Below are 17506 nucleotides of genomic sequence, written 5' to 3' on the forward strand. Positions count from 1 at the left end.
TTATCGAGAAGTCTTGTGTACAGAATAGTTCTCGATACTTCGAACTCATTTTCTGTCGCAAATGAGTTCTCAACTCGAACTGACGGTGTGGTGGACTGAGGTTTTGTTACGTCACTTCGAGTAGCGAAGTGTATCGGGAAGCCTTGCTTAAAACTGAGTTCTCGATACATTTTTATAAAAACGCTATCGCTATTTTATAAAAACACTCGAACTGACGAGATCTCAATCAGGTGCATCCTCATAAATACGTGCGTCACTTCGAGTGAATTTTCAGAAATGCGAATAGCTTTTCAGAAAATTTTTATCGAGAAGTCTTGTGTATAAAATAGTTCTTGATACTTCGAACTCATTTTCTGTCGCAAATGAGTTCTCAACCCGAACTGACGAGGAGATAAACTGACGCCCTGTTCCCGTCACTTCGAGTAGCGAAGCATATCGGGAAGCAATTGTTTTGATCTGAAAGAGTTGCATTGAAACGGTTTTATTCCTGTCCGCTAAAGCGGACTATATAATGGGCCACAGATTAAACTGATTTTACGGATTAGCACAGATACTTTAGATAAAAAAAACAGCTATGAAAAATCCGTTTTCTATCAGTGTCAACAGATTTATTGCGGAGATGCTTCCTTCGTCAGCATGACAAGTTTGCGAATTGTTAGAGTCTTAAAAACTTCATTGGTAGTGTTTTGGATTAAGGAATGAATTCGATTAGATTGTTGAATAAATCAAAATGTCCCGATAGTCATCGGGATGAGAAGTCTTGTTTGCAAAATGGTTCTCGATATTTCGAAGAACCCATAACCCATAACTCACAACTGACAACTAAATAAAAAATATGAATCCTAAAATAATTCAAGGCTGTAATTTTTCCGATCATCGAGGCAGTATTTCTTTTGTAAACAACTTTAGTTTCAAAGAAATCGAAAGGTTTTACATTATCAGTAATTCCGATGAAAATCCTGTTCGGGCCTGGCAGGGACACAAATTGGATGCGAAGAATTTTTATTGTTTAAGCGGAGCTTTCAAAATTCATTATGTAAAAATTGACAACTGGGACAATCCGTCACCAGATTTAGTAGTAGAAACGGTTGAGGTGTCGGAATCAGATTCTAAAATAGTTCATATTCCGGCGGGTTATGCCAATGCCATTGAATCCTTAAAAAAGGATTCTAAATTAATATCCTTTTCTACTTTGCCATTAGCAAGGGTAAGTGAAGATGATGTTCGTTATCCATCGGATTATTGGAAGTTAAATGGCTAATAAGAGAATTTTTCTTTCGCTTTCTCAACAAAGTGGTTGGGAGCAGGAATACGTTCAGCAGGCTTTAGAAACGCATTGGATTACTTCAGGTGGACCTAATGTGGATGCCTTTGAAGAGGGGCTGGAAAACTATTTTGGGAACGAAAAATTTGTTACGGCTTTAAATTCGGGAACTTCGGCTATTCATTTGGCTTTAATACTATTAGGTGTAAAAGCGGGAGATGAGGTCATTTGTCAAAGTCTGACTTTTTCGGCTTCGGCCAATCCTATTTTGTATCAGGGCGCAACTCCCGTTTTTGTAGACAGCGAATCGGATACGGGGAACATTTGCCCGACAGCTTTAGCCGCAGCGATAGAAGACCGAATAGCTAAAGGGAAGAAACCCAAAGCGATTATAGCGGTGCATCTTTACGGAATGCCTTACAAAGTTCAAGAAATCCATTCGATTGCTGCAAAATATGAAATTCCGATTATTGAAGATGCTGCTGAAGCCTTAGGCAGTTCTTATAAAGGGAGATCGTGCGGTACTTTGGGCACTTTAGGAGTTTTATCTTTTAATGGGAATAAAATGATTACCACTTCTGCCGGTGGTGCTTTGCTTTCGGATTCCAAAGTATTAAAAGAGAAAGCTATTTTCTATGCCACCCAATCCAGAGAAGCGACTGTTCATTATGAGCATCGCCAAATAGGGTATAATTACAGAATGAGTAATATTTGTGCCGGAATCGGTCTGGGACAGTTAAAGGTTTTGGATGCAAATATTACAAAAAGAAGGGAAAACCATTTGTTTTACAAAAGTCTTTTTGAAACCATTGAAGCGGCTGAACTTTTTGAGGTTCCCCATGCTGATTTTATTTCCAATTATTGGTTGAACACTATTTTAGTTAAAACCAATACGGAGAAAAAGAGAAGCAGGGAAGCTTTAAGACTGGCTTTTGAAAAAGCGAACATTGAAAGTCGTCCATTTTGGAAACCGATGCATTTGCAGCCTGTTTTTTCTGACTATCCTTATTATGGGAAGAAGGTAGCAGAGGATTTGTTTGAAAAAGGATTATGCCTGCCTTCGGGATCTCATCTGACGGAGGAGGATAAAAACAGAATTAAAGAAGTGATTGTTGATTTCTTTAAATGATAATTGGGATGACTATGTTGTTTTGTTACTTCTAGTAGTGAAGCGTATCGAGAAGTCTTGTTTAAACCTGAGTTCTCGATACATTTTTATAAAAACGCTATCGCTATTTTATAAAAACACTCGAACTGACGGTGCGGTGAACTGATGTTCTATTACGTCACTTCGAGTAGCGAAGCCTATCGAGAAGTCTTGTTGGCAAAATGATTCTCGGTTCTCGATACAATTTTTAAAGCAGACGCTTTGATTTAATAATGAATATTGTTTTAGCTTTAAAAATCACTCGAACTGACGAGATCTCAATCAGACACATGCTCATAAATGGAGACGTCACTTCGAGTGAATTTTCAGAAAATGCGGATAGCTTTTCAGAAAATTTTTATCGAGAAGTCTTGTGTTCAGAATAGTTCTCGATACTTCGAACCCATTTTCTGTCGCAAATGAGTTCTCAACTCGAACTGACGATGCGGTGCACTGACGTTTTGTTTCGTCACTTCGAGTATTTTGGCTTGATAGTTTTTCTTTTGAGATTAGAATTTAAATAAGCCAAAATGTATCGAGAAGCCTTGTCTAAAGAATAGTTCTCGATACTTCGAACCCATTTTCTGTTGCAAATGGGTTCTCAACTCGAACTGACGGTGCGGTTAACTGACGTTCTGTTTCGTCACTTCGAGTGAATTTTCAGAAAATGCGAATAGCTTTTCAGAAAATTTTTATCGAGAAGTCTTGTCTAAAGAATAGTTCTCGATACTTCAAACTCATTTTCTGTTGCAAATGAGTTCTCAACTCGAACTGACGGAGTGGTGAACTGACGTTTTGTTTGTAAAATAGTTCTCGATACTTCGAACTGACGGTATGGAGGATTGACGTTCTGTTTCGTCACTTCGAGTGATTTTTATTAGTAATGCGATAGCTTTACTGATAAAAATTGTATCGAGAAGTCTGGTTCAAAAGAGGTTTCTTGAAACCAATGATTTAAAATAAAATTTGAATATGAAAATAGAAGAAACATTTATAAAAGATTTGGTTATAGTAGAGCCAACAGTTTTTGGAGACGAAAGAGGTTATTTTTTTGAATCTTATAGTAAAACTAAATTTGAAGCTTTAGGAATCGATATCGATTTTGTGCAGGACAACCAGTCTTTTTCTAAAAAAGGAACTTTGAGAGGGCTGCATTATCAAAACCCTCCTTTTGCGCAAACCAAATTGGTTCGGGTCTTGGAAGGAGAAATTATTGATGTGGCTGTTGATTTACGAAAAGATTCTCCTACTTTTGGAAAATCATTCAGCATTTTGTTATCAGCTGAAAATAAAAAACAATTATTAGTTCCTCAGGGATTTGCTCATGGTTTTTCAGTAATTAGTGAAACCGCTTCGGTTATGTACAAATGTGATCAGTTTTATAATAAGGCTTCTGAAGGTGGAATTCGTTATGATGATCCCTCATTAAATATTGATTGGGGAATGGATTTGAAGGAGGCTATTGTCTCTGAGAAAGATCAGATTTTACCGTTTATTGAAAATTGTAATAGTCAGTTTTGAGTTGTCGGTTGTGGGTTGTGAGTTGTGAGTTGTGAGTTGTGGGTTCTCAGTTTTGAGTTCTCAGTTCTCGGTCCCGATAGCTATCGGGATGGGTAGTGATTGGGTTTGTGAAAGACATCGTTTTTGCTTCAATTTTGTAATTAAGGTACCAAAACACATCAAATTGTATCAAAACGTATTGAAAATCCTGTTAAAAGTTAATGCTTTTATTTGTATTTTTATAAGAAAAAAATATGGCAAAAGCATTTGGTCCGGTTCGGCTTGTAGGGACACTTGATGATCTGAATTTTTATATTACTTCCGACGGTAATATTGCCCGAGTGAAAGGTAAAACAGGGAATACGAAAAAGAGTTTTAGGGAGAATCCGATATTTGCTCCTGTAAAACAACATGCTAAAGATTTTGGGCGGTGTGCTAAAAAAGGAGCTGTTTTCAGAGGTTTGGTTAAAGCTTTTTATGATCGGGCTAAAGATGGTTCGATAGCGGGCAGGAGTAATCAGTTACTGCATGCGATAATCAAAGAAGATCTTGAGCATGAACGTGGTCAAAGGCAGTTACATGTTGGTTTACAGTCGAAAGCTGCTTTGGGGTTTCTGATTGGTTTTGAAGGCAATAAAGGAAGACCGCTTGCTGCCGTTTTGAAAAGGAAGGTTGTCTTTAACTGGACGAAGTTGGCAGTCAGTATTAAAACGATTAATCCATTGAAACAGCTGGACTGGCCACCAAATGCTACCGAAGTACATCTTCAAATTGCCATTTCGAACTGGAATTGTGAACTGGATACTTTTGAAACTTCGTATAGCAATGCTATTGTTTTGCAAAAAGAGGCAGGAGTCAGCAAGCTGGATTTCGTACTGGAGCCTTTACAAAATAAAGAGTTGTGGCTGGCTTTTATCCATATTAGGTTTAGTAGCCGGGTTTATAACAGTGTGAAGGTTTTGCCAAATAAGTGGAATACGACGACGCTTATTGGTTGTAGACAGTGAGTTGAGGGTTGTGAGTTGTGCCCTTCGGCAAGCTCAGGATGACGGTGTCGTTCGACTCTTCGTCGAGCTCAGGACAGGCTTAGCTCAGGTGACGATGAGTTGGAAGAAGAGCTTCTTATTTGGGTTAATTCGAAATAATTCGTAAAATTAGATTAAAAAATAGATGAGTAAAATATTAGTAACAGGAGCCAATGGGCAATTAGGTTCAGAGTTGAGAGTCCTATCAAAGGACACTTCTTTTGAATGGGTTTTTACCGATTGGCAGGAATTGGATTTGTGTGATTTGAACAATTTAGCAGCCGCTATTTCGAAAATAAATCCGCAAATTATTATTAACTGTGCGGCACATACTGCCGTTGATAAGGCGGAGTCAGAATATGAATTATCCGATGTTTTGAATCACAAAGCAGTTGCCGTTATGGCACAGTGGAGCTCTGCAAACCATTGTAAGCTAATTCATATTTCCACCGATTATGTGTTTGATGGGAATTCGGCAGTGGCATTGACAGAAGAAGCTCCAACAGCACCGATAAATGTGTATGGGGTTACGAAATTGGCCGGAGAAAAAGCCTGTAGGCAACATAATCCGGATGCAATTATTATTCGTACATCCTGGGTATATTCCAGTTTTGGAAATAACTTCGTGAAAACCATGTCGCGCCTGATGCAGGAAAGGGACAGTCTGAATGTCGTAAACGACCAGATAGGCAGTCCAACCTATGCCGCCGATTTGGCGCAGGCCATCCTCACCATTATTAATCATCCAAAATGGCAGTCAGGAATATACCATTTTTCGAATGAAGGAGAGATTAGTTGGTATGAATTTGCGAAAGCCATTCAGGAAATCGGCCGTTTTGATTGTGCCGTTTCCGGTATTCCAAGTTCGGCATATCCTACAGCTGCTAAGCGTCCGGCTTATTCTTTATTGGATAAAACGAAGATTAAACAGCTTTACGATGTGGCAGTACCAAATTATAAAGAAAGTTTACAAAAATGTATGGAGTTGTTGAAGGATAGTGAATAGTGAATAGTGAATAGTGAATAGTGAGAAGTGAGCAAATTTCTTTTTCCACCCTTTAGGGAGGGGAAAGAAAAAGAAATTTTAGTGACTGAGTATCCAAAAAAAAAAAAAAAAACATAAATTTTCGTTTACCCTAATTCTAAAAGGAAACGAAAATTTACAATCAAAAACAATTTCACCCAATGGGTTATGATGATGAAAAATTAAATAAGTACTATCGGGTAGATTTTGTTTGTTATGATGGTATTATTTAGAAATAAAAGCGGTATCCCATATTCCGGATATATTTATGCCCAGTTGAAAAATTATTTAAAATGCACCAATAAAGAATTAGGAATGCTGATTAATTTTGGGGCAGCTTCATTAAGTTATAAGAGAATAATTAATTTGAAAAATTCGCATTAATTCGTTTTAATCCGTATCAATTCGCAAAATAAAAAAAAATGAAAGGAATTATACTAGCCGGAGGTTCCGGAACACGTTTACACCCATTAACTTTAGCGGTAAGTAAGCAATTAATGCCGGTTTATGATAAGCCGATGATTTATTATCCATTATCTACCCTGATGATGGCGGGAATCAACGAAATATTAATTATCTCCACGCCTCATGATTTGCCGCATTTCAAAAAATTGTTGGGTGACGGAAGTGAAATAGGTTGCCAATTCAGTTATGCGGAACAGGCTGTTCCTAACGGATTGGCACAGGCTTTTGTGATTGGGGAGGAGTTTATTGGAAAAGATAGTGTCGCTTTGGTTTTGGGAGACAATATCTTTTTCGGAGCGCACATGCAGGAGTTGTTGCAATCGAACAGAAACCCGGATGGAGGAGTGGTTTTTGCTTACCATGTTTCTGATCCGGAACGTTATGGGGTAGTGGAATTTGATAAAGCATTAAAAGCCATTTCTATTGAAGAAAAACCTTTGGAGCCAAAGTCCAATTATGCCGTACCGGGCTTGTATTTTTATGACAATTCGGTGGTGGAAATTGCCAAAAGCATTCAGCCAAGTGCCAGAGGAGAGTATGAAATTACCGATGTCAATAAGGCTTACCTTGAAAAAGGCAAACTGAATGTTGGCATCTTAAGCCGGGGAACGGCCTGGCTGGATACCGGGACTTTTAACAGTTTAATGCAGGCCGGACAATTTGTTCAGGTTTTGGAGGAGCGTCAGGGGTTAAAAGTAGGATGTATTGAAGAAATTGCCTGGAGACAGGGATTTATTAGTAGTCAACAATTGAAAGATCTGGCCGAACCTTTGAAAAAATCGGGTTATGGGGAGTATTTGTTGGGATTGTTGAAGCATAAGTTGTAAAAAACATTAGGATCATAAGATACTCTGAAATGTTATTTTACTTTTAGATTCGCATTCTATTGTCGATTTGATAATTTTTTTGATTGTTAGAAGTTTCTTCTTGGGTAATGTTTTTTTTACAGTTTTTATGTCTTATTTTTGGGGTCTGAATTAAAGAGGAGTATTTTGAGAAATAATAGTAACAGAGGGGAGAGCGGTAAAAGAACTAAGGTTTCTTTATCTCGGGAAAATTTGATTAGGAGTATTCGTGATCTGAGTTATTTGCCCCGCTGGATTGTGGTTGGGATTGATTTAATGGTTCTTGTATTCAGTTTTTTCTTTACAAAACTCGTCCTTAATGGTGTAGGTCTCCATTTTATTACTTTTGAAAATAAAGTTCCGTATATCTGTTTTTTGTTAGGAGTCAATGTTTTTACTTTTTGGATTTATCGTACTTATTCCGGGATTATCCGTCATTCTTCTTATACGGACGCTATTAAATTATTGTTTTCTCAGGTTTCTGTTTTAGTATTTTTTGTCAGCTTAAATTTTGTTTACCAATATTTTAACGGTTACAAAATTTACCTGAATACCGCCCTGTTTATTAACATGGTCATTTCTTTTTGTGGCTTGTTTTTGTATCGCGTGGTAGTGAAACAGGTTTTCGAACAGTTTTTTTCCGAAAGAAATGATATTAAATTACCACGAACACTGATTTACGGAACGGATGCCAATGCTTTGGCGGTAGCTAATGCACTGAAATTAGAGGTGCCGAGTCGTTTTAAAATTGTGGGTTTTGTGGACAGAAACAGCCAGAATTCCTCCAAGCGAATGATGGATTTGCCTATTTTAATTCAAAAGAAAAAGCTGCCAACACTGATGCGTTCCGTTGGGGCAGAGAGTGTTATTATTGCGGATAAGAGTTTGTCTAAAGAAGATCGATTGGTTATCGTAGAACAATGTCTGGAATTTAATTTCAAAGTCTATATTGTTCCGTTGATTACGGATTGGGAAAACCAAAAAGAGATTTCTCAAAAGGTAAAAAGCATCCAGATTGAGGATTTGTTAGAAAGAAAACCTATTGTTTTAGACGGAAAATCCATTTCCAAGCAGTTAAAAGATAAAACGGTATTGATTACCGGAGCTGCCGGTTCTATTGGTAGTGAAATTGTCCGTCAGGTATTACAATTTAAACCCAAAAGAATTATTGCGGTCGATCAGGCCGAGACGCCATTGCATCATTTAAGTCTGGAGTTGAAAAACACGGATACCGATGCAGCTATCTTAACCATCGTAGCCGATATCCGTAACAGAGATGCAATAAACATCCTTTTCAAAGAATACCTGCCGGAAGTGGTGTATCATGCTGCGGCTTATAAGCATGTACCTTTGATGGAAGAAAATCCTTCTCAGGCGATTTTGACCAATGTCGAAGGAACTAAAAATCTGGCCGATTTAGCCTGTGAATATAAGGTAAGAAGCTTTGTAATGGTGTCAACAGACAAAGCTGTTAACCCGAGTAATGTAATGGGAGCCAGTAAACGTATTGCTGAAAAATACGTACAGTCATTACAATTGAAATGCAATAGCAATAACGAGAAAAAAAGTACCAAATTCATTACCACCCGTTTTGGGAATGTATTAGGATCTAATGGATCCGTTGTGCCTTTGTTTACCCGACAAATTGCCGAAGGAGGTCCTATTACCATTACCCATCCGGATATCATTCGTTACTTTATGACCATTCCAGAAGCCTGCCAACTCGTTTTGGAAGCAGGTGCAATGGGAAAAGGAGGCGAGATTTATATTTTCGATATGGGCAAGCCGGTAAAAATTATCGATTTGGCTCGCAAGATGATTAAACTGGCCGGTTTTATTCCGGATGAGGATATTAAAATTAAGATTGTAGGCTTACGTCCGGGAGAAAAATTATACGAAGAATTATTGAACGATACGGCGAAGACCATACCTACCCATCATCATAAAATCATGATTGCTCAGGAAGTACAGGAAGAGTTTGAAATTTTGCATGACGAAATTGAAACCCTCATCACTATTGCCAACTTCCATAAAAAAGACGCCATCGTATCCAAAATGAAAAAAATCGTCCCGGAATTCAAGAGTATGAACTCTACGTTTGAAGTATTGGATAAATAAATTTTTACAGTTTATAGCATAGTAGTTAAGGGAATTAAGGATTGCCTTAATAAAACTATCCGCAACAATTATAAAAACATAATTTGCGAGCGATAGCCAACAGGCAAAGCAATCTGCGGTAAAAAAAAAATTATGTGACTTATGTGGTTTTTAAAATTTAACCGCAAAGTTCGCCAAGCTTTCCGCAAAGCTACTAAAGGAAATAAATTAATTCGCAACGATTATAAAATATAATTTGGGACCCGAACGATAACGAACAGGCAAAGCAATCTTCGGTAAAAAAACTTACGTGCCTTATGTGGTTTTTAAAATTTAACCTCAAAGTTTGCTAAGCTTTCCGCAAAGCCCACAAAGTTTTCTGTTTCCTTATATGAGCTTTGAATTTACTGATTTAAGGTTCAGTAATTCAAAAAACTTATGTGACTTATGTGGTTTTTAAAATTTAACCGCAAAGTTCGCTAAGTTTTCCGCAAAGTCTCCAAAGTTTTCTGTTTCCTTAATATGAGCTTTGAATTTACTGATTTAAGGTTCAGTAATTCAAAAAACTTATGTGACTTATGTGGTTTTTAAAATTTTGCCGCAAAGTTCACTAAGTTTTCCGCAAAGTCTCCAAAGGTTTCTATTTCCTTATGTGAGCTTTGATTCTACTGATTTAAGATTCAGTAATTCAAAAAACTTATGTGACTTATGTAGTTTTTAAATTTAACCGCAAAGTTCACAAAGCTTTCCGCAAAGCCCACAAAGATTCTTATTTTCTTATATGGACTAGGCTTTACTGATTTAAGGTTCAGTAATTCAAAAAACTTATATGCCTTATGTGGTAAAAACATGCAAAGCTTTTATCCGCAACGATTATAGAAAATAATTAGTGTAATCTGCGGTTAAAAAAAAACTTTCTCACTCACTCGCTTTTGAGACAACTTTAGTTGACCACTTATCTGTACTTAAGAATAACTATTTCAAGTTATAAAAACTTATATGCCTTATATGGTAAAAAAAAACAAAAAGCTTTTATCCGCAACGATTATAAAAAATAATTAGTGCATTCGTGGCAAAAAAACTACCCCTTAAAAAACTGATTATTCCCGATAACCTCCTTCATCGGATTCAAATCCTTCAGTTTTACTTTGTCATCAAAAGCAGCAATATGCCTGTCATGATGCACATCACTCCCCACAAAATCATACAGCCCTTTTTGTAGCAGACTTTCGGCCACCTTAGCAATATTCTCCCCGTAATAACCCGTCACAGCCAGTAAATTCAGTTGGAATAAGCACCCCGCTTTTTTAAGTTTATCATATTCAGCAGTGTTTTTATGGTAAAACAAATAACGCTCCGGATGCGCCAAAACCGGAGTATAACCCGCTACCCTTAAATCAAACAGTATAGAATACAACTGAATCGGCGCATTGATATATGACATTTCCACCAGTACATAATTGTCTTTCAGAGTTAGTAAATCCTGATTTTGAAATAATCGCACAAACTGGTCATCCATCAAATACTCGGCAGCCGCTTTAAAGGGAGTACTAAAACCCTTTTCGGTAAGTGTTTGAACCGTGTTGTTCTGATTGCTAATGATTTGCTCATGCGTATTTTCCCAAACATGCTGAATAATATGCGGAGTAGTAATGAATTCACTGACCCCAAAACTTTGCAAAGCTTTAGTCAGTTGCAACGTATCAGCAAAAGTCTTCGCCCCGTCATCAATCCCGGGTAATAAATGCGAGTGAATATCTATATGGCCATCCGGAATCAAATCCTTCAAAACCGCTTTGGATTTAAAAAAACTAAACATACCGCAAATATAGGGAAAAGAGTTGTGAGTTGTCAGTTATGAGTTATGAGTTGTGGGTTGTGAGTTATGGGTTGTGCGACAGGCTGTAAACCTGACGTCCTCAATTACCACCAAACGTATTCCCCTCTTCCAGAGGGGCTAGGGGTGTGTAAAAAAGAACATGCAGTTAATTCTAACAACCGACAACTAACAACTGAAATAGGGCTAGGGGTGTGTGAAAAAGAACATGCAGTCGATTCTAACAACCAACAACTCTAACTGACATTCGTTGTCTGTTTCGTCACTTCGAGTGTTTTGGCTTGATAATTTTCTTTGGAAATTAAGTTTTGAATAAGCCAAAATATATTGAGAAGCCTTGTTTACAATATCCTTCTCAATTAGCACAATCATATTCCCCTCTTCCAGAGGGGTAGGGGTGTGTAAATACAACATGCAGTTAATTCTAACAACCACCAACTCACAACTGGAACTGACATTCGTTGTCTGTTTCGTCACTTCGAGTGTTTTGGCTTGATAATTTTTCTTTGGAAATTAGGTTTTGAATAAGCCAAAATATATCGAGAAGCCTTTTTTGCAATATCCTTCTCAATTACCACCAACCGACAACCCACAACCGACAACTCACAACTCACAACAAACAACCCTTTTTTCTGTCAATAATCGAAAATAATTGCATAGTCTCACAATCCCTTAGTATATTTACTCCTAAGGAAACAGATTATTCGGATTCATGAATCAAACCAACAAACAGCAGCCGGACTGGTTATTTGAGATAACACCCAAAAACAAATTCTTTTCATTGAATTTAAAAGAAGTGTGGCGTTATCGTGATTTACTCAGTCTTTTTGTCAAAAGAGACATCGTTACGGTGTATAAGCAAACCGTTTTAGGGCCGCTTTGGTATTTAATTCAGCCCTTATTTACTTCCATTACATTTACCATTGTGTTCAATAATCTGGCAGGAATAAGTACCGGAGTTGTGCCCTCTTTTCTGTTCAATTTGGCCAGTATTACGGTGTGGAATTACTTCACCGCCTGTTTCACCGGAACATCCAATACCTTTGTGTCCAATGCCGGAATTTTTGGAAAAGTCTATTTCCCGCGAATCATAGCCCCGTTGACCACGGTAATTTCCAATTTGCTGAAATTCGGTATCCAACTCTTTATCTTCTTTGTTTTTTATGCGTATTTTTATTGGAAAGGAGCGCCTTTGCATTTTAATTGGGCAATCCCTTTTTTCCCGTTTACCGTTATTGTAATGGGAGTTTTAGGCTTAGGACTCGGAATGATTATTTCGTCGTTGGTCACCAAATACAGAGATTTAAGTTATCTGATAGGCTTTGGCGTTCAGTTGCTCATGTATGTCTCGGCAGTCATTTACCCGATGGCATTAATTGAAGAAAAAATCCCCGAATACGCCTGGATCATACAATACAATCCCCTGGCTTATATTGTCGAAACCAGCCGTTATATGTTGTTAGGAGTAGGAGAATTGCCTTTAGGCGGAATGCTATATACCCTAATCTTTACATTTTGTATATTTATATTTGGAGTATTATTGTTTAACAGAACAGAGAAAAGTTTTATTGATACGGTTTAGAAGTTGTGAGTTGTGGGTTGTGAGTTGTGGGTTGTGGGTTGTGAGTTATGAGTTATGAGTTATGGGTTATGGGTTATGAGTTATGGGTTATGAGTTATGAGTTGTGTGACAGGCTGTAAACCTGATGTTCTCAATTATCACTAAACGAATTCCCCTCTTCCAGAGGGGCTAGGGGTGTGTAATAATCGTGATAAAGGAGACTAAACGTTTTTGATTGCTCCACAACCGAAAACATAAAAAAAAAATGAGCGATTTTAAAAGTTATAAAGATTTAGATATTTACAACATTGGGATGGATTTATTTTTAACGGTGCATCCTGTTAGTTTAAAGTTGCCTAAATACGAATTGTATGAGTTAGGGAGTCAACTCAGACGTTCCTCTGACAGTGTGGTGTCTAATATTGTAGAAGGATATGGCAGAAGAAAATACAAAGCCGATTTTGTTCGCTTTTTGGTTTTCTCTCATGCCAGTTGTTTAGAAACCATTGGACATATTTATAAAATAACGCTATTGTATCCTGATTTGAAAGCCGATTTTGAACCATTAATGCAACATTATGAGAATTTAGGCGGAAAAATTTTTAACTTTATAAAGTATGTAGAACAAAATTGGAAGTAGAATCAGTTGTGAGTTGTGAGTTGTGGGTTATGGGTATTGGGTTGTACGACAGGCTTAAAACCTGATGTCCTCAATTACCACCAACCGAATTCCCCTCTTCAGAGGGGCTAGGGGTGTGTAATAATCGTGATAAAGAACACTAAACGTTTTTGATTGCTCCACAACCGACACCCCAGAACCCAGAACAATAACCGCAAAGTCTATCTCACAACCCATAACCCACAACCCACAACTATTAACACAAAATATGCCTCACAACTCACAACTCACAACCCACAACGTAATCATCAAAGCCGAAAACATCTCCAAGCAGTACCGACTCGGAAAGGTAGGCACCGGAACCATAAAGCACGACCTGAATCGTTGGTGGCATAGCATCAGGGGTAAGGAAGACCCGTATTTGAAAATTGGGGAAACCAATGACCGTTCCACGAAAGGGGAAAGCGATTACGTTTGGGCTTTGCAGGATATCAATTTCGAAATAGCCAAAGGAGAGGTAGTGGGGATTATTGGGAAAAACGGAGCAGGGAAATCCACCCTTTTAAAGATTCTGTCCCGGGTGACTTCGCCTACTACCGGCAGTGTGAAATTTGGAGGCCGTGTCGCTTCTTTACTCGAAGTAGGAACCGGATTTAATGGCGAGATGACCGGTCGTGAAAACATTTTCCTGAACGGGGCTATACTAGGTATGACCAAAAAAGAAATCGCTTCCAAGCTGGATGAAATCATTGAATTTTCCGGATGTGAGCGTTACATAGATACGCCTGTGAAGCGCTACAGCAGCGGAATGTATGTGCGTTTGGCTTTTGCGGTAGCCGCATTTTTAGAGCCAGAAATTTTAATAGTCGATGAGGTGTTAGCCGTTGGCGATGCCGAATTCCAGAAAAAAGCCATTGGCAAAATGCAGGATATTTCCAGAGGCGAAGGCAGGACGGTACTTTTTGTGAGTCATGATATGAATGCAATATCGGTATTAACTAACAAAGTGATACTTTTAAAAAATGGGTATATATATTATGAAGGTAATACAGATGAAGGAATTAAAAAATATTTTAATGAAGGAACTAATGAATTGAATTATTTTAATAATGAGATTAGTGTTGCTCCAAAAATAACTAGTATTATTTTAGAAACTAGTTTGCCGGGTAATGTTCATGAATTTGGTAATGAAATGAAAGTCGAATTTACTATTAATTGTCCTATCGATGTTGAAAATTTAGCATTATCTTTTCAAATTATAGATGAATTTGAAAATCCAATTATTCATACTTGGCAAATTGATTCTGAACATAAAATTAGTAGAGAGAAAGGAGTTTATAAGTTTAGTTGCAAATTTGAAAAATTGAGACTTTATATTGGAATCTATTCTTTTAGGGTGTATCTGTCAGAATCTAAGACGAAAGAAAGATTTGATTATATTAATTCAACGTGTAATTTTAAAGTTGAGATGATGAAAAATATTAGGAGTGATTATAAATGGGAGCCTGGTGCCAGTAAATATATTGAAGATTCGCGATGGGAAATAGTAAAAGTGTAATTATGAGTGTTTTACATGGGGTTAGAAAATGTATTGTTAAATTTTTAGCTAAAAGTGGTAATGAAGGGAAAAATAAAAATGTGATGTCAAGTATAAAAGATTTTACAATTTTTGAGAGAGAGGTTGTTGGAAAAGTACAAGAGAATACAATGACGTCACCGGAAAGAATTGTTTCATTAATTCATGCCGTTAAATATATTGATGTAAATAATATAGAGGGTGATATAGTGGAATGTGGTGTTTGGAGAGGAGGTAGTATAGGTACTTGTATATTAGCTTTAAATAAAATTAATAGAAGAGATAAAAAAATTTGGCTGTTTGATACTTTTGAAGGGATGAATAAGCCAACAGAAGTTGATTTGGATATTAATGGGAATTTAGCTTGTGAAAGAATGGATAAAGAGAATGTTGAAACATCTTGGTTATGGGCAAAAGCTGAAATAGATATTGTTAAGGAAAATATTAATAGGTATAATTATCCATTGCAAAATATTAACTTCATTGAGGGAGTAGTCGAAAAAACATTATTGTTGGATAACTTACCAGAAAAAATATCATTATTAAGATTAGATACTGATTGGTATGAATCAACAAAAATTGAATTAGAGATTTTGTATCCAAAATTAGTGTCAGGAGGTATATTAATAATTGATGATTATGGGCATTGGGAAGGATGTAAAAAAGCTGTAGATGAATTTTTTGAAAAGTTGGAATTTAAACCTTTTTTGCATCGAATAGATTACACAGGAAGATTAATTATAAAACCATGACGAGTAGCGATTTTATTGATATTAAACTTTCTTATACAAATTTAGATAGATACTATATTCGTACTTCTATATTTAACGCTTTAAAACAAACATTGCCGCAATTAAAGGGAGATTTATTAGATATAGGATGTGGAAAAATGCCGTATAAAAATTATATTTTAGAAAATAGTAGGGTTGAAAATTATGTTGGATTAGATATTGAAAATGCTTTAGAATATGATAAGTCAGTGAAACCTGATTTTATTTGGAATGGAAAAAGTATGCCTTTTCAATCAAATAGCTTTGAAAGTGCTTTTGGAACGGAAGTTTTAGAGCATTGTCCAGAACCTGAAATTATATTAAATGAGGTCTATAGAGTTTTGAAACCAGATGGTGTTTTCTTTTTTACTGTTCCTTTTTTGTGGAATTTACACGAAGTCCCACATGACGAATATAGGTACACTCCATTTTCACTGCAACGGCATTTGCAAAATTCAGGATTCAAAGATGTAGCAATCAAAGCAACTGGAGGATGGCATGCTTCGATGGCGCAAATGTTAGGTTTGTGGGTAAGAAGAAGTCCATTGTCAAATAATAAAAGAAAATATTTATCATTGGTTTTAAAACCAGTAATTAAATATTTGATAAAAATGGATAATAATTCGACTATTCAATTTGGAGAAGGTCAAATGATAACAGGATTGTATGGAACAGCAAAAAAATAGAATAGCGATGGTTTCACCCTCTCAAAATGCTTATTCAGAAACCTTTATTCAGGCACAAAAAAAAGGTTTGAAAGGACAAGTATTTTATTATTACGGAGGGCATTTACCACAATATTTAGAAGGTCGCGGTTTATTAAATACTAATTGGAATAAAGTCACGGCCAAGTTGAAACAAAAATTGAAATTAACCCAATTTTCAAGTGCTGAATTAGCTTTTATACAATCGTTGAAAAAAAATAAAATTCAACTGATTTTTGCTCAATATGGAGTTACAGCTCATAAAATTGTCAAAATTTGTAAGTATTTAAAAATCCCTTTAATTACTCATTTTCATGGCTATGATGCGTCAGTTAATCGAGTTATAGAAGACTGTAATAATTATAAAGAAGTTTTTGATTATAGCGCTTATGTGATTGCTGTTTCTCATTCTATGAAAAACAAATTGGGGGAATTAGGATGTCCTGAAGAAAAATTAATTTACAATACTTACGGACCAAATAATAGTTTTTTTGAAAACAATCCTCAATTTTCAGAATCTATTTTTGTTGGATTGGGAAGATTTGTAGCCAAAAAAGCGCCATATTACACCATTTTAGCTTTCAGACAGGTTGCTCAGAAATTTCCGCAAGCAAGATTAGTTATAGGAGGACAGGGTGAATTATATGAAGTTTGTAAAAATTTAGTACGTTATCATCAATTAGAAAACAATGTAAAGTTTCCGGGAGTATTATCCAAGGAAGAGTTTACAGCCTATTTAGCTAAAAGTTTGGCTTTTGTACAACATTCAGTAACGGCTGATAGTGGAGATCAGGAAGGCACACCTGTGGCTGTTCTTGAAGCTTCAGCGGCGGGTTTGCCTGTTATAGCTACTTTTCATGCCGGAATATCTGATGTAATTGTTGATGGAGAAACAGGTCTTTTGGTGGCAGAACATGATGTAAATGCTATGGCTCAAAAAATGATTCAACTATTAGAGAATAAAAGTTTAGCCCAACAAATGGGAGCAAAAGGAAAAGAGAGAATAAAAAAAATTTTTACATTAGACAGACATTTAGAAGTACTGGACGAGATAATTGAAAAATCTATTTAA

16 protein-coding genes are annotated in these 17506 nt (G+C 36.5%); 14 read left to right on the forward strand and 2 right to left on the reverse strand.

The features are described from left to right. Positions 1 to 835: 835 nt before the first annotated feature. The 8 genes from B6A10_RS15285 (at position 836) to B6A10_RS15320 (ending at position 9388) form a co-directional block, all read left to right on the forward strand. Positions 836 to 1261, forward strand: coding sequence for a WxcM-like domain-containing protein (locus tag B6A10_RS15285; protein ID WP_188221552.1), 426 nt, complete (start codon positions 836 to 838; stop codon positions 1259 to 1261). After that, positions 1254 to 2393 (forward strand): DegT/DnrJ/EryC1/StrS family aminotransferase, encoded by a 1140-nt coding sequence (locus B6A10_RS15290; protein ID WP_188221553.1) that lies wholly within the window; start codon positions 1254 to 1256, stop codon positions 2391 to 2393. The genes B6A10_RS15285 and B6A10_RS15290 overlap by 8 nt, the downstream gene beginning before the upstream one ends. 990 nt (positions 2394 to 3383) lie before the next feature. Then, the gene (gene rfbC, locus B6A10_RS15295; protein ID WP_188221554.1) at positions 3384 to 3932 is read left to right on the forward strand and encodes a dTDP-4-dehydrorhamnose 3,5-epimerase; all 549 of its coding nucleotides are present in this window, start codon (positions 3384 to 3386) and stop codon (positions 3930 to 3932) included. 233 nt (positions 3933 to 4165) lie between these two features. Next, positions 4166 to 4918, forward strand: coding sequence for a hypothetical protein (locus B6A10_RS15300; protein ID WP_188221555.1), 753 nt, complete (start codon positions 4166 to 4168; stop codon positions 4916 to 4918). Between the two features lie 163 nt (positions 4919 to 5081). Next, on the forward strand, positions 5082 to 5942 hold the full coding sequence (gene rfbD, locus B6A10_RS15305) for a dTDP-4-dehydrorhamnose reductase (protein WP_188221556.1): 861 nt from the start codon (positions 5082 to 5084) through the stop codon (positions 5940 to 5942). 234 nt (positions 5943 to 6176) lie between these two features. After that, a complete protein-coding gene (locus tag B6A10_RS15310; RefSeq protein ID WP_188221557.1) occupies positions 6177 to 6344 on the forward strand; it encodes a GxxExxY protein in 168 nt (55 codons plus the stop codon). A 38-nt stretch (positions 6345 to 6382) separates the two neighbouring features. Beyond that, positions 6383 to 7252, forward strand: a complete 870-nt coding sequence (rfbA, locus tag B6A10_RS15315; RefSeq protein WP_188221558.1) for a glucose-1-phosphate thymidylyltransferase RfbA — start codon at positions 6383 to 6385, stop codon at positions 7250 to 7252. A 231-nt stretch (positions 7253 to 7483) separates the two neighbouring features. Continuing rightward, entirely contained in the window at positions 7484 to 9388 is a 1905-nt protein-coding gene (locus B6A10_RS15320) for a polysaccharide biosynthesis protein (RefSeq protein ID WP_394354340.1), read from the forward strand. Positions 9389 to 10448: 1060 nt separating this feature from the next. On the opposite strand, the gene B6A10_RS15325 is transcribed toward B6A10_RS15320, so the two are convergent. Further along, a complete protein-coding gene (locus tag B6A10_RS15325; RefSeq protein ID WP_188221559.1) occupies positions 10449 to 11186 on the reverse strand; it encodes a tyrosine-protein phosphatase in 738 nt (245 codons plus the stop codon). Between the two features lie 204 nt (positions 11187 to 11390). Next, positions 11391 to 11681, reverse strand: a complete 291-nt coding sequence (locus B6A10_RS15330; RefSeq protein WP_188221560.1) for a hypothetical protein — start codon at positions 11679 to 11681, stop codon at positions 11391 to 11393. A 235-nt stretch (positions 11682 to 11916) separates the two neighbouring features. Between B6A10_RS15330 and B6A10_RS15335 the strand changes: the two genes are divergently transcribed. From B6A10_RS15335 to B6A10_RS15360, 6 genes are all read left to right on the forward strand, one after another. Next, on the forward strand, positions 11917 to 12786 hold the full coding sequence (locus B6A10_RS15335) for an ABC transporter permease (protein ID WP_188221561.1): 870 nt from the start codon (positions 11917 to 11919) through the stop codon (positions 12784 to 12786). A gap of 244 nt (positions 12787 to 13030) precedes the next feature. Then, positions 13031 to 13405, forward strand: a complete 375-nt coding sequence (locus B6A10_RS15340) for a four helix bundle protein (protein WP_188221562.1) — start codon at positions 13031 to 13033, stop codon at positions 13403 to 13405. A gap of 247 nt (positions 13406 to 13652) precedes the next feature. After that, the gene (locus tag B6A10_RS15345; RefSeq protein ID WP_188221563.1) at positions 13653 to 14942 is read left to right on the forward strand and encodes an ABC transporter ATP-binding protein; all 1290 of its coding nucleotides are present in this window, start codon (positions 13653 to 13655) and stop codon (positions 14940 to 14942) included. 2 nt (positions 14943 to 14944) lie between these two features. Continuing rightward, positions 14945 to 15712, forward strand: a complete 768-nt coding sequence (locus B6A10_RS15350) for a TylF/MycF/NovP-related O-methyltransferase (protein WP_188221564.1) — start codon at positions 14945 to 14947, stop codon at positions 15710 to 15712. Beyond that, a complete protein-coding gene (locus B6A10_RS15355) occupies positions 15709 to 16416 on the forward strand; it encodes a methyltransferase domain-containing protein (protein ID WP_188221565.1) in 708 nt (235 codons plus the stop codon). The genes B6A10_RS15350 and B6A10_RS15355 overlap by 4 nt, the downstream gene beginning before the upstream one ends. Further along, positions 16397 to 17506: a glycosyltransferase gene (locus B6A10_RS15360; RefSeq protein ID WP_188221566.1), complete on the forward strand. Its 1110-nt coding sequence runs from the start codon at positions 16397 to 16399 to the stop codon at positions 17504 to 17506. Before B6A10_RS15355 ends, B6A10_RS15360 begins: the two co-directional genes overlap by 20 nt.

Source organism: Flavobacterium pokkalii (assembly GCF_014596575.1).
GTDB lineage: Bacteria > Bacteroidota > Bacteroidia > Flavobacteriales > Flavobacteriaceae > Flavobacterium > Flavobacterium pokkalii.

Excerpts from the sequence above, each read along its gene's own strand:
- B6A10_RS15285 (WP_188221552.1), top strand. The coding sequence starts at position 836 with ATGAATCCTAAAATAATTCAAGGCTGTAATTTTTCCGATCATCGAGGC.
- B6A10_RS15290 (WP_188221553.1), top strand. The coding sequence starts at position 1,254 with ATGGCTAATAAGAGAATTTTTCTTTCGCTTTCTCAACAAAGTGGTTGG.
- rfbC (WP_188221554.1), top strand. The coding sequence starts at position 3,384 with ATGAAAATAGAAGAAACATTTATAAAAGATTTGGTTATAGTAGAGCCA.
- B6A10_RS15300 (WP_188221555.1), top strand. The coding sequence starts at position 4,166 with ATGGCAAAAGCATTTGGTCCGGTTCGGCTTGTAGGGACACTTGATGAT.
- rfbD (WP_188221556.1), top strand. The coding sequence starts at position 5,082 with ATGAGTAAAATATTAGTAACAGGAGCCAATGGGCAATTAGGTTCAGAG.
- B6A10_RS15310 (WP_188221557.1), top strand. The coding sequence starts at position 6,177 with ATGATGGTATTATTTAGAAATAAAAGCGGTATCCCATATTCCGGATAT.
- rfbA (WP_188221558.1), top strand. The coding sequence starts at position 6,383 with ATGAAAGGAATTATACTAGCCGGAGGTTCCGGAACACGTTTACACCCA.
- B6A10_RS15325 (WP_188221559.1), bottom strand. The coding sequence starts at position 11,186 with ATGTTTAGTTTTTTTAAATCCAAAGCGGTTTTGAAGGATTTGATTCCG.
- B6A10_RS15335 (WP_188221561.1), top strand. The coding sequence starts at position 11,917 with ATGAATCAAACCAACAAACAGCAGCCGGACTGGTTATTTGAGATAACA.
- B6A10_RS15340 (WP_188221562.1), top strand. The coding sequence starts at position 13,031 with ATGAGCGATTTTAAAAGTTATAAAGATTTAGATATTTACAACATTGGG.
- B6A10_RS15345 (WP_188221563.1), top strand. The coding sequence starts at position 13,653 with ATGCCTCACAACTCACAACTCACAACCCACAACGTAATCATCAAAGCC.
- B6A10_RS15350 (WP_188221564.1), top strand. The coding sequence starts at position 14,945 with ATGAGTGTTTTACATGGGGTTAGAAAATGTATTGTTAAATTTTTAGCT.
- B6A10_RS15355 (WP_188221565.1), top strand. The coding sequence starts at position 15,709 with ATGACGAGTAGCGATTTTATTGATATTAAACTTTCTTATACAAATTTA.
- B6A10_RS15360 (WP_188221566.1), top strand. The coding sequence starts at position 16,397 with ATGGAACAGCAAAAAAATAGAATAGCGATGGTTTCACCCTCTCAAAAT.